This window comes from Pigmentiphaga sp. CHJ604 (assembly GCF_036972535.1).
Lineage (GTDB): Bacteria > Pseudomonadota > Gammaproteobacteria > Burkholderiales > Burkholderiaceae_B > Pigmentiphaga > Pigmentiphaga daeguensis.
The window spans coordinates 5,354,730-5,373,809 of record NZ_CP136998.1; the positions used below are offsets into that span (position 1 = coordinate 5,354,730).

The following is a 19,080-nucleotide window of genomic DNA, read 5'->3' on the forward strand; positions in this document are numbered from 1 at the left end:
CCTTAAGAACCCCTACCGCCCCCGGCCCCAGGCACCTCCGACCCAGGATGCCGCGGATCCGGCTCCGCCGGTCCGCCAGCATCGCCCCCCTGGGGGGGCGCGCGCAAGCGCGTAGGGGGGGCTTCCACCTTCGGATCACGAGCCAGCAGGCGAGACACCGCCTGCGCCGGCGGCACGCGGTCGAACAGCACCGAGCAGACGGCCTCGGTAATCGGCATCTCGATCCCGCAGCGGCGAGCCAGGTCGCGCACGGCCGGCGCGCAGCGCACGCCCTCGGCCACCTGGGTCATGTCGCCCAGGATCTCGTCCAGCGACCGGCCGCGGCCGATTTCCAGGCCAACGTGGCGGTTGCGGGACAGGTCCCCGGTGGCGGTCAGGATCAGGTCGCCCAGTCCGGTCAGGCCGGAGAAGGTGTCGGCCTGCGCGCCCAGGGCCACGCCCAGGCGCGTCATCTCGGCCAGGCCTCGGGTGATGAGGGCGGCACGGGCGTTGGCGCCCATGCCCAGGCCGTCGCCGATGCCGCAGGCGATGGCCATGATGTTCTTGACGGCGCCCCCGACCTCGACGCCGACGATGTCCTCGCTGCCGTAGACGCGGATCGCGCCGCCGTGCAGCGCATCGGTCACGCGGTCGCGCAGTTCCGCGCTGGCGCTGGCGATGGTCAGCGCCACCGGCAGCCCGCGGGCCACCTCGCGGGCGAAGGACGGGCCGGACAGCACGCCGGTGGAAATACCGGCCGCGCCGGCGAACGCCGCCTCAGCGATGGCGTGCGGCAGCCGGCCGGTGCCCGCGTCCAGGCCCTTGCAGGTCCAGGCCACGGCGAGGTCGCTGATGCCGTGGCGGGCCACGCCTGCCGCCACGTCGCGGCAGGCCTGCTCCATGCCGGCCACCGGCACGCCCAGGATCAGCAGCGGGCGCGGGGCACCGCGCAGGTGGCCGAACAGGTCGTCCAGTTCGCTCGTGCAGCGCAGATCCGGCGGCAGCGCGACCCCGGGCAGGTAATCGGCGTTCTCGTGGGTATCGGCGATGCGGCGCGCCAGTTCGGGACGGCGCGCCCACAGCATGGTGGCATGGCCGCGGGCGCAGGCGGCGGCAAGCGCCGTGCCCCAGCTGCCCGCCCCCAGGACGGCGACGCGCAGGCCCGGCGCCATGTCCGCCATGATGCCGCGGCCGCTCAGTGCTTGGTGCCCGGCGGCAGGATCAGGCCGGCATCGTTGCCGGCCTGGGCGACTTGCTGCTCGGCGGCGGCCTGGGCCACGCGCTGCTCGTAGATGGCCTGGAAGTTCACCTCGGCCAGGTGCAGCGGCGCCATCGACGCGCGGGTGATGGCGTCGGCGATGTTGCTGCGCAGGTAGGGGTAGATGATGCCGGGGCAGGCGATGCCCAGGATGGGGTCGAGCTGCTCCAGCGGAATGTTGGCCAGTTCGAAGATGCCGGCCTGCTTGCCTTCGACCAGGTACAGGACCTTGTCGCCGACCTTGGTGGTCACGGTGGCGGTCACGGTCACTTCGAAGACGGTCTCGGCCAGCGCCTGGGCGCCGACGTCGATGGCGACCTCGACTCCGGGCTGCTCGGTTTCCAGGAAGATCTGGGGCGCGTTGGGCAACTCCAGCGACAGGTCTTTCAGGTAGACGCGCTGGATGTTGAACACGGGGGCTTGCTGCTCTTGATTGTCGGACATGGGGAGAAAGTCTGGAAACGGAAAGCCTGCTGGCTGAACCCGGCCCCCGGTACGCGCGGAGCCGAAACGTATGCACCAAAAGAACACGCCGGGGACGCGCCCCGGCTACAACGAAATCACTGGTCCTGCGTCGCCTGGCCGGCAAGCAGGGGTTGCAGCCCGCCCGCGCGGTCGAGCGCGGCGAGTTCGTCGAAACCGCCCACGTGCGTATCGCCGATGTAGATCTGCGGCACGGTGCGCCGGCCGGTGCGCTCGATCATCTCGGCCCGGCGCTCGGGCTCGGCATCGATGCGCACCTTCTCGATCTCCTGCACGCCGCGCTGCTTGAGCAGCATCTCGGCGCGCATGCAAAAGGGGCAATACCCCGTCGAATACATCAGGACTTTCTGCATGGCGCTATCCCTTCGCAATGGGCATGCCCGCCTGCACCCAGCCGGACAGTCCTCCCGACAGGCTGCTGACCTCGGCAAAACCCTGGGCCTTGAACTGGGCCACCGCCTTGGCCGCGTCGCGGCCGTTGCTGCCCACCAGGATGAGCGGCTTGTTCTTGGGCAGGCCGGCCGCCTTCTGTGCCAGGTCGGCCAGCGGCACGCTGCGCGACTGGGCGATGTGCCCGGCCGCGAAATCGGCCGCCGGGCGCACGTCGACGAACACCGCCTGGCGCTGGTTGACCGCGGCCGTGGCTTCGGCCGCGCTCATGGCTCCCCCGGCCTGGCCGCCCCGCAGCGATTGCCACAGCAGCATGCCGCCCGACACGAGGGCCAATGCGATCAGGAGAATGTTGTCGAGGATGAATTTCACGAGCGGACCCTGGAAACCTGGTGGGAGGAACACACGCCCCGCCGGCCGGACAGCCTGGCGTTACGCGCGCTTACGAATTCGCAAAACGGCGGGAAAACCACAAGATCCGCCGGATTTTTGCCGTTGCGGCGGCCCGATTCCGGCCCCGCGGCAAAGACAATGCCGCAGGATTATAAAATGTCGGGATAGGCAGCCGCTTTTTCAACGGGCTGCTGCCGTCAGTCCCCGCCGTTTTCGGGCGGGCAGCCGAATTGTATTCAACCTTTACGCGCAGCGCCCCTGCGCTCCCGGGACATGGTCAAACTCGTACTGATGCGTCATGGCGAAAGCCAATGGAACCTTGAAAACCGCTTCACCGGCTGGACCGACGTCGACCTGACGGACAAGGGCCGCGAAGAAGCCCGCAAGGCGGGCGAACTGCTCAAGCAGGAAGGGTACGACTTCGACCTCGCCTACACCTCGGTCCTGCGCCGCGCGATCCGCACCCTGTGGATCGCCCTGGACGCCATGGACCACATGTACCTGCCGATCGAGCACAGCTGGCGCCTGAACGAGCGCCACTACGGCGCCCTGCAAGGCCTGAACAAGGCGGAGACCGCCGCCCAGTACGGCGAGGAACAGGTGCTGGTCTGGCGCCGCGCCTACGCCATCGCCCCGAACCCCCTGGCCGCGGACGACAAGCGCCACCCGCGCTTCGATCCGCGCTACGCCGGCCTGCCGGCCGACGAACTGCCCGCCACCGAGTGCCTGAAGGACACCGTGGCCCGGGTCGTTCCCTACTGGAACGAGACCATCGCCCCGTCGCTGAAGGCCGGCAAGCGGGTGCTGATCGCCGCCCACGGCAACAGCCTGCGCGCGCTCATCAAGCACCTGGACGGCATCTCGGACGACGACATCGTCGGCCTGAACATCCCCACGGCCCAGCCGCTGGTGTACGAGCTGGACGAGGACCTCAAGCCGATCCGCCACTACTACCTGGGCAACGCGGACGAAATCGCCGCCGCCATGGCCGCCGTGGCTGCGCAAGGAAAGGCCAAGGCCAAGTGAAGCGGCTCGCGGCGATACTTCTGATCGCCTTGCCCGCGGCGGCGGGCTGGCCGCTTGCCGCGGCCGCCGCCGACGCGGGCAAGGCGCCCTCCGACCCGGCGGCCGTGGCGCGCGAGCGCGAAGCCCTGCGCAAGCGACTGGAAGCGCTCAAGAAGGACATCGCCGAGGGCGAGGAAGAACACGCCGACGCGGCCGACGCCCTGAAGGAGTCGGAGCAGACCATCTCCAAGGTCAACCGCCGGCTGGTCGAGCTGGGCAACGCCCAGCGCCGGGCCAATGCCGAGCTGGAGCGCCAGAAGCAGGCCATTGCCGAAAAGGAAAAGAACCTGGCCCAGCGCCAGGCCCACCTGGCCGACCTGCTGCGCCGCCAGTACGCGGTGGGTGGCCTCACGCCCTGGGGCGCGCTGCTGTCGGGCGACGATCCGCAGCGGCTGAACCGCAATCTCGCCTACCTGGGCTACATCGCGCAGGCCCGCGCCAACACCGTGACCGAGCTGCAGGGCGAGCTGGAGGAACTGGCGCAGTTGCGGGCCCAGGCCGACACCAAGCGCAGCGAGCTGGAACAACTGGCGTCCGAGGAGAACAACCAGCGCCAGGAACTGCTCAAGCAGTCCGAGCAGCGCCGCAAGGTCCTGGCCGACATCTCGTCCAAGCTGAACAGCCAGCGCCGCCAGGCCGCCAGCCTGGCGCGCGACGAGCAGCGCCTGTCGCGCGTGATCGAGGACCTGACCCGCATGCTGGCCAGGCGCGCCGAGGAAGCCCGCCGCAAGGCCGAGCAGGCGCGCAAGGCGGAACTCGCCCGCCGGGCGGAGGAAGCGGCCAGGCGGGCCGCCGCGCAGCGCGCCGCCGAACAGGCCGCGCGCGAGGCCGGCAAGCCTCCCCCGCCACCGCCCCCCGAGCCCCCGCCCGAGCGCGCGGTGGCGCGCAACGACACCCTGCCCGACGCCTCGCTGGCGGGCCAGTTCGAGAAGCTGCGCGGCCGCCTGCGCCTGCCCGTGCGGGGCGACATCGTGGGCCGCTTCGGCGCCGCCCGCGGCGAAGGCGGCACCTGGAAGGGCGTCTTCATCCGCGCCAGCGAAGGCACCGAGGTACGGGCGGTCGCCGCCGGCAAGGTGGTCTTCGCGGACTGGCTGCGAGGCTTCGGCAATCTCCTGATCATCGACCACGGCAGCCAGTACCTGTCGATTTACGGCAACAACCAGTCGGTGCTTCGCCACGTCGGCGACGACGTCAAGGGCGGCGACGTCGTGGCCAGCGTGGGCGCCACCGGAGGGCAGGCGGAATCGGGCCTATACTTTGAACTGCGGCATCAAGGCGCGCCGTTCGACCCGCTGCGGTGGGCCTCGTTGCGCTGACCCCCCTACCCGGATATCCTGATCGCACGCGCGCTTGCGCGCCTTCCCCAGCACATTCAACCTATCGACGAGAACCCGCGAGGCCCTGGGATGTCAAAGCTTGACGTCCCGAACCGGGGCCCGGAGGAATACATGGGCAGCAAGAGTAAAGTTCGCAGTATCGGCCTGGTCAGCCTGGGCGTGGTCGCCGGTGTCCTGGTCAGCCTGGGCATCACCGCCGTGGCGCAGCGGGAAACCCGTGGCCCCTTGCCGCTGGAAGAACTCCGGCAGTTCTCGAATGTCTTCGCCACCATCAAGAACAACTACGTCGAGCCGGTCGAAGACAAGAAGCTGATCGACGGCGCCATCGCCGGCATGCTGTCCGATCTCGACCCGCATTCGGCCTACCTGGACGCCGACGCCTACCGCGAAATGCAGACCGCCACGCAAGGCGAATTCGGCGGCCTGGGCATCGAGGTCGGCACCGAGGACGGCTTCGTCAAGGTCATCTCCCCCATCGAGGACACCCCCGCCGCGCGCGCGGGCGTCAAGGCCGGCGACCTCATCGTCAAGATCGACGACAAGTCCACCAAGGGGCTGCTGCTGAACGATGCGGTCAAGCTGATGCGCGGCAAGCCCAAGACCTCGATCACGCTGACGCTGGTGCGCAAGAACGAGGTCCAGCCCATCGTCGTCAAGATCGAACGCGACATCATCAAGGTCCAGAGCGTGCGCAGCAAGATGCTGGACGGCAATACCGCCTACGTGCGGATCGCCCAGTTCCAGGAGCAGACCGGCGCCGACCTGGCCACGCACCTCGAACGCCTGGGCAGGAGCGGCGCGCCCAAGGCGCTGGTGCTGGACCTGCGCAACGACCCGGGCGGCCTGCTGCACAGCGCGATCGCGGTCTCGGCCGCCTTCCTGCCGCAGAACACGCTGGTGGTCTCCACCGACGGCCGCACCGCCGACGCCAAGCGCAAGTACCAGACCAATCCGGCCGACTACCTGCGCAGCAGCGACGACTACATCAAGCGCCTGCCGGCCTGGACCAAGACCGTGCCCATGGTGGTGCTGGTGAACGCCGGCTCGGCCTCGGCCTCGGAAATCGTGGCCGGCGCGCTGCAGGACCAGAAGCGCGCCCGGGTGCTGGGTGCCCAGACCTTCGGCAAGGGCTCGGTACAGGTCATCCTGCCGATCTCGCGCGACTCGGCCATCAAGCTGACCACCTCGCGCTACTACACGCCCAACGGACGGTCCATCCAGGCCAAGGGCATCGTGCCCGACTACCCGGTCACCGACACGCCCGAGGGCGACCTGTACGAGCGGCCGCGCGAAGCCGACCTGGCCAAGCACCTGCTGAACGACAAGGATCCCAACGGCGAGATCAAGTCGGCCGCCCAGGATCCGGCCAAGGCCGCCGAGCGCAAGACCATCAAGCCGATCGAGTTCGGCAGCGCCGACGACTTCCAGCTCGCGCAGGCGCTGAACCTGCTGGCCGGCAAGCCGGTGCAGCTGGCCAAGGCCGAAGACGTGGCCAAGGCCGCCGCCGAACTGGCCGAGCGGAACAAGACTCCCGCCGAAAAGGCCAAGGACGCCACGAAGGACGAGAAGCCCGCCGCGCCCGTCCCCGCGCCGCCCGAGCAACCCGTTCCCGCGCCGGCCAAGTGAACGACGAGCAGCTACTGCGCTATTCGCGGCATGTGCTGCTGGACGAAATCGGCATCGAAGGGCAGCAGCGCCTCCTGGAGGCGCGTGCCCTGATCGTCGGGGCGGGCGGACTCGGCTCGCCCGCCGCCTTCTACCTGGCTTCGGCAGGCGTGGGCAACCTGGTACTGGCCGACGACGACACCGTCGACCTGACCAACCTGCAACGCCAGATCCTGCACACCACCGACCGCGTGGGCCGCTACAAGGCCGAATCCGGCAAGCAGACCCTGGCCGCCATCAACCCCGAGGTCGCCGTCCAGGCCCTGACCCAGCGGCTGATGGACGAGGCGCTGGACGCCCAGGTGGCCGCCGCCGACATCGTGCTGGACTGCACCGACAACTTCGCCACCCGCCACGCCATCAACCGCGCCTGTGTCCGGCACCGCAAGCCGCTGGTCTCGGGCGCGGCCATCCGGTTCGACGGCCAGGTCGGCGTGTTCGACCTGCGGCGCGGCGATGCGCCGTGCTATCACTGCCTGTTCCCCGACGGCGAGGACGTCGACGAAGTCAATTGCGCCACCATGGGCGTATTCGCGCCGCTGGTGGGCATCGTCGGTTCGACCGAGGCGGCCGAGGCGATCAAGCTGCTGGCGGGCATCGGTACCAGCCTGTCGGGGCGCCTGCTGATGCTGGACGCGCTGGCGATGAAATGGCACGAAGTGCGGGTGGGCCGGGACGCGGGCTGCCCGGTGTGCGGCGGGCGTCCCGCGCATCCACCCGCCTCCTGAACGGTATCGGCGCCCGCCCTGGGAGGTCCCCATGAAGATCAAGCACATCGCGCTGGTCGTCCCCGATCTCGAGGCAGCCGCCACCTTCTACGAAACCGCGTTCGACATGAAGCGCGTCGGGCGCGACGACCTGGAAATGGGCTCGGGCATCTACCTGTCGGACGGCAGCACCAACCTGGCCCTGCTGCAGTACAAGGAAGGCCATCCGCTGGCGCCGTCCAGCGGTTTTGCGGGCGTGCACCACTTCGGCTTCCAGGTCGACGACCTGGCCGAGGCCGAGCGCCGGATCGAGGCGGCCGGCGGCAAGTTCTTCTTCTCGCTGGGCAACGATCCGGAAAAGAAGAACTTCGAGAAGAAGTTCAAGGACCCCTTCGGCGTGGTGTTCGACATCTCGAAAAGCGGCTGGGAAGGCACCGGCCGCGACTGACTGGCCACCGGACGGCGGCGGTCAGGCCAGCATGATCTGGATCTGCACGTCCAGGAATTCCGACGGCGACTTCTTCCAGCCGCTCTTGGCGTAGCGCTGCCAGCGTCCCAGGATGAAATGCAGGATCAGGCTGGCGCGGGCATGGATGTCGTCGGTGGGAGGCAGCTCGTTCAAGGCCAGCGCGTTGCGCAGGCACTGCCGCAGCGAGGCCTCGATGCGGTCCAGGAACTGGTTCATGCGTTCCTGCAGGCGTTCGTCCTCGGACACCAGCGCATCGCCGATCAGCACCCGCGTCATGCCCTTGTTGCGCTCGGCGAAGGTCAGCAGCATCAGGATGGCCTTGCGCGCCTGCGCGAGGCCGCTGGTCTCGGATTCGGAAATCACGTTGAACAGGCCGAAAACCGAGCTTTCGATAAACTCGATCAAGCCCTCGAACATCTGCGCCTTGCTGGCGAAATGCCGGTACAGCGCGGCTTCGGAAACCTGGAGACGCGCGGCCAGCGCCGCGGTGGTGATGCGTTCGCCCTTGGGATGCTCGAGCATTTCGGCCAGCATCTGGAGGATCTGGGTCTTGCGCTCGCCCGTCTTGCTAGAGGCCATGTCGCGGTGGGTTTCCGTGCAAAGGAGGAAAAATCGCCCGCTTCGCAGGGCCGCCCCGGACGGAAACGGCTAACTACGGCGCAGGGCGCGACGCTGTAACAACAAGTGACTGACGGAGTTTACTTGAAGGTCGATGAAAAGCGGGCGTCCTCGATGCGTCTTGGCGAACGGCGTGCCCGGATGGCGGACGTAGACGGTGCGCATGCCGGCCTTGCGAGCGCCGCGCAGGTTCGCGGACGTGTCTTCGACCAACACTGAATTGTTAGCGCTTACTCCCTCCATGGCCATGACGTGGCGCATCAAAGCCGGCGAAGGCTTGACCCGGAATTCACCGTGAAAGCGCATGTCCTCGACCGCCCACAGGCTGTCGAAGCAGTGCAGGATGCCGAGATGGCGCAGGATGGTGCGGGCGTAATTGTGTGGCGCGTTCGTCAACAGGATCTTGCGTCCGGGCAGCCGTGACAACCGGTTACGCAAATCCTTGTCGGCGCGCACCAGCGGGCGGATGTCGAAGCTGTGGCTGCGGTGCAGGAACTCCGCCGGCGACACGCCGTGGTGCCGGACCATGCCGATCAGCGTCGCGCCGTAGCGCTGCCAGTAGCGCTTGCGCAGCACGTGGGCCTCTTCCTCGGACACGTTCAACGTCTCCATGACCGCCTGGGTCATGGAGAGGTCGATGTGCGAGAAGATGGCGTGCGAGGCATCGTGCAGCGTGTTGTCCAGGTCGAAGAACCAGACCGGCTCCCCCTTCCCCGCGCCCGCCGGCCGCCGCGTCACCCGCACGCGGCTCAACGGCCGCCGCACCTGCCGCCGCGGCGCCGACGCCACCGAAGGCACCCCGGTAACCGCCGCGGCAACTTCACTTATGTAGAGGTCCCCCCCTACGCGCTGCGCGCGCCCCCCAGGGGGCGATGCGGGCGGACCGGCGAACATGGCCCCCATCAGTGGCTTTTGATCATGGTTCCCACGCCTTGCGCGGTCAGGATTTCCAGCAGCAGACAGTGTTCGACGCGGCCGTCGACGATGTGCACGGAATTGACGCCGCTCTTGGCGGCTTCCAGGGCCGACGAGATCTTGGGCAGCATGCCGCCCGAGATGGTGCCGTCGGCGAACAGCTCGTCGATCTTGCTGGCGGTCAGGCCGGTCAAGAGGTTGCCGTTCTTGTCCAGCACGCCCGGGGTGTTGGTCATCATGATCAGCTTCTCGGCGTGCAGCACCTCGGCAATCTTGCCCGCCACCAGGTCGGCGTTGATGTTGTAGGCCATGCCGTCCTCGCCGAAGCCGATGGGCGAGATGACAGGGATGAACTGGTCGTCCTGCAGCGCCTTCACCACCGACGGGTCGACGGACGCGATCTCGCCCACGAAGCCCAGGTCCAGCTGCGCGCCGGGGTTGTTCTTGTCCGGCATCAGCATCTTGCGGGCGCGGATCAGGCCGCCGTCCTTGCCGGTCAGGCCCACGGCCTTGCCGCCGAATTCGTTGATCATCATCACGATGTCCTGCTGGACCTGGCCGCCCAGCACCCACTCCACCACTTCCATGGTCTCGGCGTCGGTCACGCGCATGCCTTGCACGAAGCTGCCCTGCTTGCCGACGCGCTTGAGCGCGTCGTCGATCTGCGGGCCCCCGCCATGCACGACGATGGGGTTCAGGCCCACCAGCTTGAGCAGCACCACGTCATGCGCGAAGCTGCGTTGCAGGCGTTCTTCCGTCATGGCGTTGCCGCCGTACTTGACCACGATGGTCTTGCCGTGGAAACGGCGGATGTACGGCAGGGCTTCGGCCAGCACGCCGGCCTTGATCCGGGGCGTGAGCGTAGCCAGCGGTCCGTGTTCGGGAGACGAGGAATCTGCTTGATGGGTGTCGGTCATGGCGGCGCGCCTGAGGGAAGGAATGGACAAACAGGCTCAATTGTAGCCACTGCGCCAGCCGGATTCCGTCCACAGGATATCCCGCCGTTATCCCCCGCTTGTCCCGGCCTTTTCCCCAGGCTTGTCCGCAGGGCTGTCCACGGCTTCCCCACAGGGTTCCACACAGCTTCTCCACATGAACGCCCCCGGTTTTCCACTGCCTTTCCCCAGGAAACCCACAGCTTGCCCACAGCCTTTCCACAAGGTTGCCCACATGTTGTCCACATAGGTTTCCAACGGTCTTCCACAGCCTTGCCCCCAGGGTTGTCCACAAAAGGCGCGAAGCTTGAAATACCGCGGATTGGCCGTATTTACCTTGACATGATGGGAAGGTCTAGAATCGTCCCATTCCAGGTCAGGAGATCACCATGCAGGCGTTGAACATCGGACAGGCTTCGGAGGCATCGGGCGTCTCGGCCAAGATGATCCGGCATTACGAATCCATAGGATTGATACCGCCCGCCCACCGCACCGAATCCGGCTACCGGCTCTACGGCGAAAGCGATGTCCATACGCTGCAGTTCATCCGCAATGCGCGCGACCTGGGCTTTTCGATCCCGCAGATCGGGACGCTGCTGGAACTCTGGAATGACCGCGGCCGGCCCAGCGCCGAGGTCAAGCGCCTGGCCTGCGCCCACATCGATGAACTGGACGAGAAGATCCGGGGTCTACAGGCCATGAAGGCCACGCTGGAGCAGCTTGCTTCCCACTGCCATGGGGACCACCGTCCGGACTGCCCCATCCTGAGCGGGCTGGCGACCCCGGGCATGGGCACGCGCGGCCTGGCCGAGCATACCTGCAACGGATGAAACCAATCCCCATGCCCGGGTAGCCCGCCGGTCGACCCTGTTAGCATTTCGGGTATCGGCGGCTTGCCCGCCGCGTCTATCGCAAGAAGGAGAATGCAGTGAAACGTCTACTCGCCCTGATCGCCACGGTCGCCGCGCTCGCGCTGACCGCGGGCGCCGCGCTTGCGCAGGCGCTCAATGCCGAAGGCGAGGTGCGCCGCATCGACGCGGCGAACGGCAAGGTCACCCTCAAGCACGGCCCGATCTCCAACCTTCAGTTGCCGGCCATGACGCTGGTCTTCAAGGTGGCCGACCCCTCGATGCTGAGCCAGATCAAGGCCGGCGACAACGTGCGGTTCGCCGCCGAAAAAATCAACGGCCAATACACGATCACGGCCATCCAGCCGAAATAAGGCTTACAGCACGTAGCGCGCCAGGTCCTGGTGCGCCGCGGCTTCTTCCAGCTGCCGGTTGACGTAGTCGGTATCGATGCGCACCACTTCCCCGCTCTTGCGGGTCGCGTCGAACGACAGTTCCTCCAGCAGTTTTTCCATCACCGTGTACAGCCGGCGCGCGCCGATGTTCTCGGTCTTCTCGTTCACCGCGAAGGCCAGTTCGGCCAGGCGTTCGATGCCATCGTCGGTGAATTCCAGCCTGACGCCCTCGGTTTCGAGCAGCGCGGTGTACTGCTTGACCAGCGACGCATCGGTCTCGGACAGGATGCGCACGAAATCCTTGGCCGACAGCGAATCGAGCTCGACCCGGATCGGGAAGCGCCCCTGCAGCTCGGGGATCAGGTCGGACGGCCGCGACAGGTGGAAGGCTCCCGACGCAATGAACAGGATGTGGTCCGTGCGGACCATGCCGTACTTGGTGTTGACGGTCGTACCCTCGACCAGCGGCAGCAGGTCGCGCTGCACGCCCTGGCGCGAGACGTCCGACCCGCTGGTCTCCTGGCGGGTGGCGATCTTGTCGACCTCGTCCAGGAACACGATGCCGTTCTGTTCCACGCTGGCCAACGCCTTGGTGCGCAGCTCTTCCTCGTTCACGCGGCGGCCGGCCTCCTCGTCCACCAGCAGCTTGAAGGCTTCCTTGATGCGCAGCTTGCGCGCCTTCTTCTTGCCCTGGGCCAGGCCGGCGAACATGCCGCGGATCTGCTCGGTCATTTCCTCCATGCCCGGCGGCGACATGATCTCCATCTGCGGCACCGGCTGGGCCACTTCGATCTCGATCTCCTTGTCGTCGAGCTGGCCTTCGCGCAGACGCTTGCGGAAGGTCTGGCGCGCGGCATTGTCGTCGCGCTGCGGGTTGCCCATCGCGTCGCGCGCGGGTGGCACCAGCACGTCCAGGATGCGGTCTTCGGCGGCGTCCTCTGCCTGCGTGCGCACGCGGCGCATTTCCGCTTCGCGCACCTGCTTGACGGCCACCTCGGCCAGGTCGCGGATGATGGTGTCGACGTCGCGGCCCACGTAGCCCACCTCGGTGAACTTGGTGGCCTCGACCTTCACGAAGGGCGCATCGGCCAGCTTGGCCAGGCGGCGGGCGATCTCGGTCTTGCCCACGCCCGTCGGGCCTATCATCAGGATGTTCTTGGGATGGATCTCGTGGCGCAGCGGCTCGGCCACCTGCTGGCGGCGCCAGCGGTTGCGCAGCGCAATGGCCACGGAACGCTTGGCGCGGTCCTGGCCGACGATGTATTTATCCAGTTCGGAGACGATCTCACCGGGGGTCATCATGTTCATTCCAGTACCTCGACGGTGTGATGCTGGTTGGTGTAAATGCAAAGATCGCCCGCGATCGCCAGCGACTTCCTGACGATGTCCTCGGGTGCCATGTCGGTATTCTGCAGCAGTGCCAGGCCGGCCGATTGCGCATAGGCGCCGCCCGAACCGATGGCCGCCAGGCCGTGCTCGGGCTCCAGCACGTCGCCGTTGCCGGTCAGCACCAGCGTCGATTCCCGGTCGGCCACGATCAGCATGGCTTCGAGCCGGCGCAGCACGCGGTCGGTGCGCCAGTCACGCGTCAGGTCCACCGCCGCGCGCAGCAGGTGGCCCTGGTGTTTTTCCAGCTTGCCTTCGAAACGCTCGATCAGCGTGAAGGCGTCGGCCGTGGCGCCGGCGAAACCCGCCAGCACCGAATCCTTGTACAGGCGCCGCACCTTGCGGGCGCTGCCCTTCATGACGATGTTTCCCAGGGTGACCTGCCCGTCGCCGCCCAGGGCAACGCGGTTGCCGCGGCGCACGCTGATGATGGTCGTGCCGTGGAATTGTTCCATTTGCTCTTCCTGATGGGCCCGTGGCCCCGCGCTGGCGCGCCGGGCCGACGAACGAAAACGACTTCTGGATAGTGGGGGCGACGGGGCCCGATTCAAGAGGTGGGTCTCCCGCCCTGAGCCTTATTCCCCGGAAACCGCAAACCCGCGCAGCCACGGATCGAGATGGGCAATATCGAACGTTCCTGCCTCGAACATCTGCATCATCTCCTTGTGGATACGCGCCGGTCGCCGTTGCAGGCGCCAGCCATTGATGCGCAGGAACACGTCGGCCGCGGCGAAAGCGATGCGCTCGTTGCCGTCCGCGAACGGATGATTGATCGCCATGCTTTCCATCAGGGCCGCGGCTTCGGCCACGATATCCTCGTAATAGCCGGTTTGCGGCCGAAACAGTGCCGCTTCGATTGCACCCGGATCACGTACGCCCGGCGCGCCACCGTAGCGCTGCATCAATAGCGCATGCATGCCCAGCACGTCCGCCACGGTCAGATAATCGTGCGACACGGTCTACTTGGCCAGTTCGCGATACAGACTGTCGAATTCGTCCACACTCGACGCGAACGCAGCCATGACGTGGCGGCGGGGACGTTCTTTTTGCTGCCTGTCGATGTAATCGCGCAATGCGTCATCCAGCACTGCCTGGAATTGGCGTCCCTGGGTTTCCGCGATCTGGCGCAAGGCGGCGAGCACTTCAGGGGCGGCTTGAGAGGAGAATTTCTCCCGAACGGTTGTGGTCATGGCCGTTCCATCATGATTCATCTTGATACTTCATGATAAAGCAAGTTTTCGCGAAAAAAAACGGCGCCAGAGGCGCCGTTCATACGGATCGCGCGGACGATCGCGTCAGTCGCCGTACAGCTTCTGCCGCAATTCGCGGCGTTGCTGCGCCTCCAGCGACAGCGTGGCCGTGGGCCGCGCCAGCAACCGGGCGACGCCGATGGGCTCGCCGGTTTCCTCGCACCAGCCGTACTCGCCCGACTCGATGCGGCCCAGCGCCTGCTGGACCTTCTTCAGCAGCTTGCGCTCGCGGTCGCGCGTGCGCAGTTCCAGCGCATGCTCTTCCTCGATCGTGGCGCGATCGGCCGGATCCGGCACGAAAGGCGTCTCGCGCAGGTGCTCGGTGGTTTCACCGGCGTTCTGCAGCAGTTCGCGCTCGATTTCCTGGAGCCGGCTCTTGAAAAAGGCAAGCTGCGCTTCGTTCATATAGTCGGCCTCGGGCATGGCCAACAACTCTTTTTCAGAGAGCACGGCCTCGGCCGGCTTGGTCATCACGTTTTCCAACGCGTCCTCCTGAGTGACTTTTAAGGTTTTGCTCGACGCTTTCGTTGCCATGAAAATGCTCCGCGCGAATCAATAAGGCTTTCCAATTCCCACACAGCACCGCATATTCCAATCGCTCCCGGCGAGCCGGGTATCCCACCATGGGCGCCGCGGATCCGGCTCCGCCGGTCCGCCAGCGCCGCCCCCTGGGGGCGCGCGTCAGCGCGTAGGGGGGCGACCTACACCAGGCATTGCTCCAGGCCGTGCATGAAGACGTCGCGAGGCAGGTTGCGACCAATGAAGACCAGCTTGCTGCCGCGCTTCTCGCCCGGCGCCCAGGCCCGGCCGGCATCGGCGCCCATCAGCATGTGCACGCCCTGGAACAGCATCCGGCGGTTCACGCCACTCATGTACAGAATACCCTTGTACCTCAATAAATCGGTTCCGTACACCTGCACCACGCCTCCCAGGAATTCCTCCAGGCGCATGGGATCGAACGGCTTGTCCGACTTGAAGACGAAGGCGCCGATGGCGTCGTCGTGATGGTGGTGGTGATGGCCGTGCGCATGATGGTGGCTGGGATCGTCGCAGCCGTCTACCGCGCAGTGCTCGCCGTGCTCGTGGCCGTGGCCATGATCGTGGTCGTGGTCGTGGTCGTGCGTCGCGGCATCGGGATGCTCGTCGGCCAGGAACTCCGGATCGATGTCCAGGATGGCGTTCAGGTTGAAGCCATTGATGTCCAGGATTTCCTTCAGGTCGACTTCGCCGAAATTGACCGGCGTGATCGTGGCGCGCGGGTTGATGTGGACCAGGCGCGAACGCAGGGCCTGGTAGTCGGCGTCCTCGACCAGGTCCACCTTGGAAACCAGCAGGCGGTCGGCGAACCCCACCTGGTTGAGCGCCTCGGGCTGCTCGTCCAGCGTCTGCATGCCGTGCTTGGCGTCCACCACGGTGATGACGGCATCCAGCCTGAAGTAGCTGGCCACCTCGTCTTCCATGAAGAAGGTCTGGCACACCGGGCCGGGGTTGGCCATGCCGGTGGTCTCGATGATGACCCGCTCGAAGTCCAGCGCGCCCGCGCGCCGCTTGTCCTTGAGGTCGATCAGGATGCGCACCAGGTCGCCGCGCACCGTGCAGCACACGCAGCCGTTGTTCATCTCGATGATCTGTTCGTCGCGGTCCTGGATCAGGAGATCGTTGTCCACGCCTTCCGGCCCGAACTCGTTCTCGATCACGGCGATCCGGCGGCCATGATGCTCGTTCAGGATCCGGTTGAGCAGCGTCGTCTTGCCCGCGCCCAGGAACCCCGTCAGGACAGTTACCGGAATCTGCTTCGGTGTTTTGTCCGCAGCCTTCATCTATACAGCTCCTTGCACATGCGTCCGGGGACGCGTCAATGCGTTTTGCGTTCGTCGCCGGCTTCGCGGCCGGCCTGGACGCAGGCGGGACAGCGCCCGCGAACGACCATTTCCACATCGCGCCCTTCGAAACCGTCGGGCAGGCGATCGAGATTCTGCTGGATACCCACCGGTGCATCGATACAGAACATGCGTCGGCAGACATCGCATTGGAAGTGCCCATGCGGCTCGCCGTGGTGGTGGTGCGCATGGGGCGCTCCCGCTTCGTCGCCGGGCCGGGCGACGCTGAAACGCCAGACGCGGTCTTCCCCGGCGATGCGGTGCGCGAGGCCGGACTGCACCAGCCATTCCAGCACGCGGTACACGGTGACCCGGTCGACCGACACCGACGACCCGATGCGGTCGAACAACTCCTGGTGCGACAGCGCGCTTGCCGCCTCCATCAGGGTTGCCAAGACATGCACCCGTGTCGCGGTGACTCGTGCGCCTTGGGCACGTATCGCCTCGCGGGCCAGATCCTCCACGCGTCGCTCCTTCCGTTCGGCCCGCCAAGCGGGGCCGGATTACAGCACAAGCCGCTTTGCCTGGGCAAACCCGGACTAACCCCCGGTAGGCCCTCGCGGCGCAATTGCTTTCCGCTGGAGGCGACCCCAGACAAAAAGCACCGGACGGTGTACCACGAATCGCCACCGGCAAACGCGACATGTGGGGTCGTTTTGGGGGAATTCAAGCCTTTCGGCCGATTTTGGTAACCGTTTGCGACGGCAGCGGGCACATACGTCCTGAAACGGGCCATCCGGGCAGGCGCCTGGCCCGCTCCGGCCCCGCCGCTAGACCCGCTGCAGCAGCAGCCCTTTCAGGTACTCGCCTTCGGGGTGGGTCATGCGCATGGGATGGTCGATGCCGGCCGCCAGCCGTTCCAGCAGCACGAAGTCCTGCCGCGCGTCCACGGCGGCGCCGGCCACGATCTTCTGGAACAGGTCCACGCTGATGGCGCCGGAACACGAGAAGGTCAGCAGGTAGCCGCCCGGCTTGACCAGCTTCATGCCCTTCAGGTTGACGTCCTTGTAGGCGCGCGCCGCCTTGTCCACGTGGTGCACCGAGGGGGCGAACTTGGGCGGGTCCAGCACCACGATATCGAACAACTGTCCCTCGGCGGCCAGCGCCTTCTGCGCCTCGGCCACCTTGGACACCCGGCACTCGAAGGCCGCTTCCGGCAGGCCGTTGCGGACCGCGTTGCGCGCGGCCATCGCCAGCGCATCGGCCGACGAATCCACCGACACGGCGCGCGCTGCCCCGGCGCGCATCGCCGCCAGCGAAAAACCGCCCGTGTACGAGAAGCAGTTCAACACCGTGGCGGCGGGCCCGGCCAGCGCGGCCAGCTCCGCCACCCGGCGCCGGCTCTCGCGCTGGTCCAGGTAGAAGCCGGTCTTGTGGCCATGGACCACGTCCACGCCGTAGCGCACGCCATCCTCGACGATCTCGACCTCGGCGGGCGGCTCCGCCCCCCGGAGCACGCCCGTGCGGGGTGCCAGGCCTTCGCGTTCCCGCGCCGCGGCGTCGGAGCGTTCGTACACGTCGGCGCAGCCGGTCGCGGCCACCAGCGCATCGACCAGGGCCTCGCGCCAGCGCTCGACCCCGGCAGCCAGGAACTGGACCACCAGTTGGCCGGCATAGCGATCGGCCACGAAACCCGGCAGGGCGTCGGCCTCGCCGAACACCAGCCGGACCGCGTCGGTGCGGCCGGCCAGCGCCGCGCGGCGAGCCACGGCGTCGGCCACCCGGGCGGCCATCCACCCGGCATCCACCGGCTCATCCTCGCGGAAGGTCCAGCAGCGCACGCGTATCTGCGAATCGGGACTGTAGGCGCCCCAGGCCAGGAAATTGCCGCGGCTGTCGACCACGCGCACGGTATCGCCGGCCAGCGGCCGGCCGACGGCCTGCGCCACGGCCGTGGCATAGACCCAGGGATGGCGCCGCAGCAGGGACTTTTCCTTGCCGGGCTTGAGAACGACGTCGTTCATCGGGACTTCTTCAAAGCGGAGGGATGGGGCCGGATGGCAGGCCGCCATGGTACCGCCGCCGGGCGCCAGGCCCAAATTGCTCCCCGCGCACGCCTGGCAGGGCCTGGAACGGATCCGCCCTATTCCTTCTTCCCGGGTTCCTTGCGACCCGCCCGCGGATGCGCCTTGTCGTACACCTTGGCCAGGTGCTGGAAATCCAGCCGGGTATAGATCTGGGTGGTCGAGATGCTGGCGTGGCCCAGCATCTCCTGCACCGCGCGCAGGTCCTCGGCCGATTGCAGCACGTGGCTGGCGAAGCTGTGGCGCAGCACGTGCGGATGCACGTGGGTGGGCACGCCGGCGGCCTGGCCGCGCCTGGCCAACTGCGCCTGGACCACGCGGGCCGAGATACGGCGGCCGTGCAATCCGACGAACAGCGCATGGGCATCGCCGCCCGCCGCCAGGACGGGGCGCGCCGCCAGCCAGGCGCGCAAGGCCTCGCAGGCCTGGGTGCCGACCGGCACGATGCGGCGTTTGCTGCCCTTGCCCAGCACGCTGACCTCGGCCTCGGCCAGGTCCAGCCAGCTGGATGATTCGTAGCCGGGTTCGCGCGCGTAGGCCAGGTCCAGGCCCACCAGTTCGGACAGGCGCAGGCCGCTGGAATAGAACAGTTCGAACATGGCGGTGTCGCGCAATTCGATGGCATGTCGCTGCTCGGCGCTCTGGCCGGTGACTTCGGCCGCGACGGGCGGGGTGTGATCGAGCAGGGCCTGCGTCTGGTCCACCGACAAGGCCTTGGGCAGGCCGCGCGGCGCCTTGGGGCCGCGTACGCCCGCGGCCGGATTGCCGGGCATGCCCACGCGCGGCGCCCACCATTGGTAGAAGCCGCGCCAGCTGGCCAGCAGGCGGGCCAGGCTGCGCGGGCTCATGCCCTGCGCGTGCAGTTGTCCCAGGTAGCGACGCACGTGCCCCTGCGACACGCGCTCGAGCGGCACGTCATCGGCCAGTTCGACCAGGTGGACGAGGTCCCGCCGGTAGGCGGCCAGGGTATGGGGGGAATAGCGGCGGCCCGAACCCAGGTGTTCGAGCCATTCCAGCATGGGCCGGGCCAGCGCCGGCCCCGTGGCCTCGGAACCGGGACGGGGATCGTCGGCCACGGTACGC

23 protein-coding genes are annotated in these 19,080 nt (G+C 67.3%); 7 read left to right on the forward strand and 16 right to left on the reverse strand.

Features of this window, described 5'->3' with window-relative positions; all coding sequences use genetic code 11:
- Positions 1 to 2: 2 nt before the first annotated feature.
- The 4 genes from R4823_RS25710 to R4823_RS25725 form a co-directional block, all read right to left on the reverse strand.
- Positions 3 to 1,160 (reverse strand): NAD(P)H-dependent glycerol-3-phosphate dehydrogenase, encoded by a 1,158-nt coding sequence (locus tag R4823_RS25710; protein WP_132979585.1) that lies wholly within the window; start codon positions 1,158 to 1,160, stop codon positions 3 to 5.
- A gap of 14 nt (positions 1,161 to 1,174) precedes the next feature.
- Positions 1,175 to 1,681 (reverse strand): protein-export chaperone SecB, encoded by a 507-nt coding sequence (secB, locus tag R4823_RS25715; RefSeq protein ID WP_087838656.1) that lies wholly within the window; start codon positions 1,679 to 1,681, stop codon positions 1,175 to 1,177.
- Positions 1,682 to 1,797: 116 nt separating this feature from the next.
- A complete protein-coding gene (gene grxC, locus R4823_RS25720) occupies positions 1,798 to 2,073 on the reverse strand; it encodes a glutaredoxin 3 (protein ID WP_087838657.1) in 276 nt (91 codons plus the stop codon).
- 4 nt (positions 2,074 to 2,077) lie between these two features.
- Positions 2,078 to 2,482: a rhodanese-like domain-containing protein gene (locus tag R4823_RS25725; protein WP_305790889.1), complete on the reverse strand. Its 405-nt coding sequence runs from the start codon at positions 2,480 to 2,482 to the stop codon at positions 2,078 to 2,080.
- A gap of 294 nt (positions 2,483 to 2,776) precedes the next feature.
- Here R4823_RS25725 and gpmA point away from each other — a divergent pair, with 294 nt between their 5' ends.
- The 5 genes from gpmA to R4823_RS25750 all read left to right on the forward strand — a co-directional run bounded on the left by gpmA (position 2,777) and on the right by R4823_RS25750 (position 7,725).
- Entirely contained in the window at positions 2,777 to 3,529 is a 753-nt protein-coding gene (gene gpmA, locus R4823_RS25730; RefSeq protein ID WP_132979584.1) for a 2,3-diphosphoglycerate-dependent phosphoglycerate mutase, read from the forward strand.
- Positions 3,526 to 4,884: a peptidoglycan DD-metalloendopeptidase family protein gene (locus R4823_RS25735; protein WP_087838659.1), complete on the forward strand. Its 1,359-nt coding sequence runs from the start codon at positions 3,526 to 3,528 to the stop codon at positions 4,882 to 4,884. Before gpmA ends, R4823_RS25735 begins: the two co-directional genes overlap by 4 nt.
- Before the next feature lie 132 nt (positions 4,885 to 5,016).
- Entirely contained in the window at positions 5,017 to 6,531 is a 1,515-nt protein-coding gene (locus tag R4823_RS25740; RefSeq protein ID WP_132979583.1) for a S41 family peptidase, read from the forward strand.
- Positions 6,528 to 7,298 carry a molybdopterin-synthase adenylyltransferase MoeB gene (moeB, locus tag R4823_RS25745; protein WP_087838661.1) on the forward strand — a complete coding sequence of 257 codons (771 nt, stop codon included), beginning with the start codon at positions 6,528 to 6,530 and terminating at the stop codon, positions 7,296 to 7,298. Before R4823_RS25740 ends, moeB begins: the two co-directional genes overlap by 4 nt.
- Positions 7,299 to 7,329: 31 nt before the next feature.
- Complete coding sequence (locus R4823_RS25750) at positions 7,330 to 7,725, forward strand: VOC family protein (protein WP_087838662.1); 396 nt, start codon at positions 7,330 to 7,332, stop codon at positions 7,723 to 7,725.
- A gap of 21 nt (positions 7,726 to 7,746) precedes the next feature.
- On the opposite strand, the gene slmA is transcribed toward R4823_RS25750, so the two are convergent.
- The 3 genes from slmA to argB form a co-directional block, all read right to left on the reverse strand.
- Entirely contained in the window at positions 7,747 to 8,325 is a 579-nt protein-coding gene (gene slmA, locus R4823_RS25755) for a nucleoid occlusion factor SlmA (RefSeq protein WP_132979582.1), read from the reverse strand.
- A 69-nt stretch (positions 8,326 to 8,394) separates the two neighbouring features.
- Entirely contained in the window at positions 8,395 to 9,258 is an 864-nt protein-coding gene (locus R4823_RS25760) for a pyrimidine 5'-nucleotidase (protein ID WP_132979581.1), read from the reverse strand.
- An 8-nt stretch (positions 9,259 to 9,266) separates the two neighbouring features.
- A complete protein-coding gene (gene argB, locus R4823_RS25765; protein ID WP_087838664.1) occupies positions 9,267 to 10,196 on the reverse strand; it encodes an acetylglutamate kinase in 930 nt (309 codons plus the stop codon).
- Positions 10,197 to 10,612: 416 nt separating this feature from the next.
- Between argB and cueR the strand changes: the two genes are divergently transcribed.
- Complete coding sequence (cueR, locus tag R4823_RS25770) at positions 10,613 to 11,044, forward strand: Cu(I)-responsive transcriptional regulator (RefSeq protein WP_087838751.1); 432 nt, start codon at positions 10,613 to 10,615, stop codon at positions 11,042 to 11,044.
- Positions 11,045 to 11,142: 98 nt separating this feature from the next.
- Complete coding sequence (locus tag R4823_RS25775; RefSeq protein WP_087838665.1) at positions 11,143 to 11,436, forward strand: copper-binding protein; 294 nt, start codon at positions 11,143 to 11,145, stop codon at positions 11,434 to 11,436.
- Positions 11,437 to 11,439: 3 nt separating this feature from the next.
- Here R4823_RS25775 and hslU read toward each other — a convergent pair whose 3' ends face one another.
- The 9 genes from hslU to xerC all read right to left on the reverse strand — a co-directional run bounded on the left by hslU (position 11,440) and on the right by xerC (position 19,016).
- On the reverse strand, positions 11,440 to 12,756 hold the full coding sequence (gene hslU, locus R4823_RS25780) for an ATP-dependent protease ATPase subunit HslU (RefSeq protein ID WP_087838752.1): 1,317 nt from the start codon (positions 12,754 to 12,756) through the stop codon (positions 11,440 to 11,442).
- A gap of 5 nt (positions 12,757 to 12,761) precedes the next feature.
- On the reverse strand, positions 12,762 to 13,298 hold the full coding sequence (hslV, locus tag R4823_RS25785) for an ATP-dependent protease subunit HslV (RefSeq protein WP_087782942.1): 537 nt from the start codon (positions 13,296 to 13,298) through the stop codon (positions 12,762 to 12,764).
- 120 nt (positions 13,299 to 13,418) lie between these two features.
- On the reverse strand, positions 13,419 to 13,799 hold the full coding sequence (locus R4823_RS25790; protein WP_132979580.1) for a type II toxin-antitoxin system death-on-curing family toxin: 381 nt from the start codon (positions 13,797 to 13,799) through the stop codon (positions 13,419 to 13,421).
- Positions 13,800 to 13,802: 3 nt separating this feature from the next.
- The gene (locus R4823_RS25795; RefSeq protein ID WP_087838667.1) at positions 13,803 to 14,033 is read right to left on the reverse strand and encodes a hypothetical protein; all 231 of its coding nucleotides are present in this window, start codon (positions 14,031 to 14,033) and stop codon (positions 13,803 to 13,805) included.
- Positions 14,034 to 14,138: 105 nt separating this feature from the next.
- Positions 14,139 to 14,627: an RNA polymerase-binding protein DksA gene (dksA, locus tag R4823_RS25800; RefSeq protein WP_087838669.1), complete on the reverse strand. Its 489-nt coding sequence runs from the start codon at positions 14,625 to 14,627 to the stop codon at positions 14,139 to 14,141.
- Positions 14,628 to 14,794: 167 nt separating this feature from the next.
- Positions 14,795 to 15,913, reverse strand: a complete 1,119-nt coding sequence (locus tag R4823_RS25805; RefSeq protein ID WP_132979579.1) for a GTP-binding protein — start codon at positions 15,911 to 15,913, stop codon at positions 14,795 to 14,797.
- Positions 15,914 to 15,948: 35 nt separating this feature from the next.
- Entirely contained in the window at positions 15,949 to 16,437 is a 489-nt protein-coding gene (locus tag R4823_RS25810; protein ID WP_132979578.1) for a transcriptional repressor, read from the reverse strand.
- A gap of 306 nt (positions 16,438 to 16,743) precedes the next feature.
- Complete coding sequence (locus tag R4823_RS25815) at positions 16,744 to 17,937, reverse strand: class I SAM-dependent rRNA methyltransferase (RefSeq protein WP_132979577.1); 1,194 nt, start codon at positions 17,935 to 17,937, stop codon at positions 16,744 to 16,746.
- Between the two features lie 119 nt (positions 17,938 to 18,056).
- On the reverse strand, positions 18,057 to 19,016 hold the full coding sequence (xerC, locus tag R4823_RS25820) for a tyrosine recombinase XerC (protein ID WP_338619230.1): 960 nt from the start codon (positions 19,014 to 19,016) through the stop codon (positions 18,057 to 18,059).
- Positions 19,017 to 19,080 lie beyond the last annotated feature (64 nt).

Excerpts from the sequence above, each read along its gene's own strand:
- R4823_RS25710 (WP_132979585.1), bottom strand. The coding sequence starts at position 1,160 with ATGGCGGACATGGCGCCGGGCCTGCGCGTCGCCGTCCTGGGGGCGGGC.
- secB (WP_087838656.1), bottom strand. The coding sequence starts at position 1,681 with ATGTCCGACAATCAAGAGCAGCAAGCCCCCGTGTTCAACATCCAGCGC.
- grxC (WP_087838657.1), bottom strand. The coding sequence starts at position 2,073 with ATGCAGAAAGTCCTGATGTATTCGACGGGGTATTGCCCCTTTTGCATG.
- gpmA (WP_132979584.1), top strand. The coding sequence starts at position 2,777 with ATGGTCAAACTCGTACTGATGCGTCATGGCGAAAGCCAATGGAACCTT.
- R4823_RS25740 (WP_132979583.1), top strand. The coding sequence starts at position 5,017 with ATGGGCAGCAAGAGTAAAGTTCGCAGTATCGGCCTGGTCAGCCTGGGC.
- R4823_RS25750 (WP_087838662.1), top strand. The coding sequence starts at position 7,330 with ATGAAGATCAAGCACATCGCGCTGGTCGTCCCCGATCTCGAGGCAGCC.
- slmA (WP_132979582.1), bottom strand. The coding sequence starts at position 8,325 with ATGGCCTCTAGCAAGACGGGCGAGCGCAAGACCCAGATCCTCCAGATG.
- R4823_RS25760 (WP_132979581.1), bottom strand. The coding sequence starts at position 9,258 with ATGTTCGCCGGTCCGCCCGCATCGCCCCCTGGGGGGCGCGCGCAGCGC.
- argB (WP_087838664.1), bottom strand. The coding sequence starts at position 10,196 with ATGACCGACACCCATCAAGCAGATTCCTCGTCTCCCGAACACGGACCG.
- hslU (WP_087838752.1), bottom strand. The coding sequence starts at position 12,756 with ATGACCCCCGGTGAGATCGTCTCCGAACTGGATAAATACATCGTCGGC.
- hslV (WP_087782942.1), bottom strand. The coding sequence starts at position 13,298 with ATGGAACAATTCCACGGCACGACCATCATCAGCGTGCGCCGCGGCAAC.
- R4823_RS25795 (WP_087838667.1), bottom strand. The coding sequence starts at position 14,033 with ATGACCACAACCGTTCGGGAGAAATTCTCCTCTCAAGCCGCCCCTGAA.
- dksA (WP_087838669.1), bottom strand. The coding sequence starts at position 14,627 with ATGGCAACGAAAGCGTCGAGCAAAACCTTAAAAGTCACTCAGGAGGAC.
- R4823_RS25805 (WP_132979579.1), bottom strand. The coding sequence starts at position 15,913 with ATGAAGGCTGCGGACAAAACACCGAAGCAGATTCCGGTAACTGTCCTG.
- R4823_RS25815 (WP_132979577.1), bottom strand. The coding sequence starts at position 17,937 with ATGAACGACGTCGTTCTCAAGCCCGGCAAGGAAAAGTCCCTGCTGCGG.
- xerC (WP_338619230.1), bottom strand. The coding sequence starts at position 19,016 with ATGCTGGAATGGCTCGAACACCTGGGTTCGGGCCGCCGCTATTCCCCC.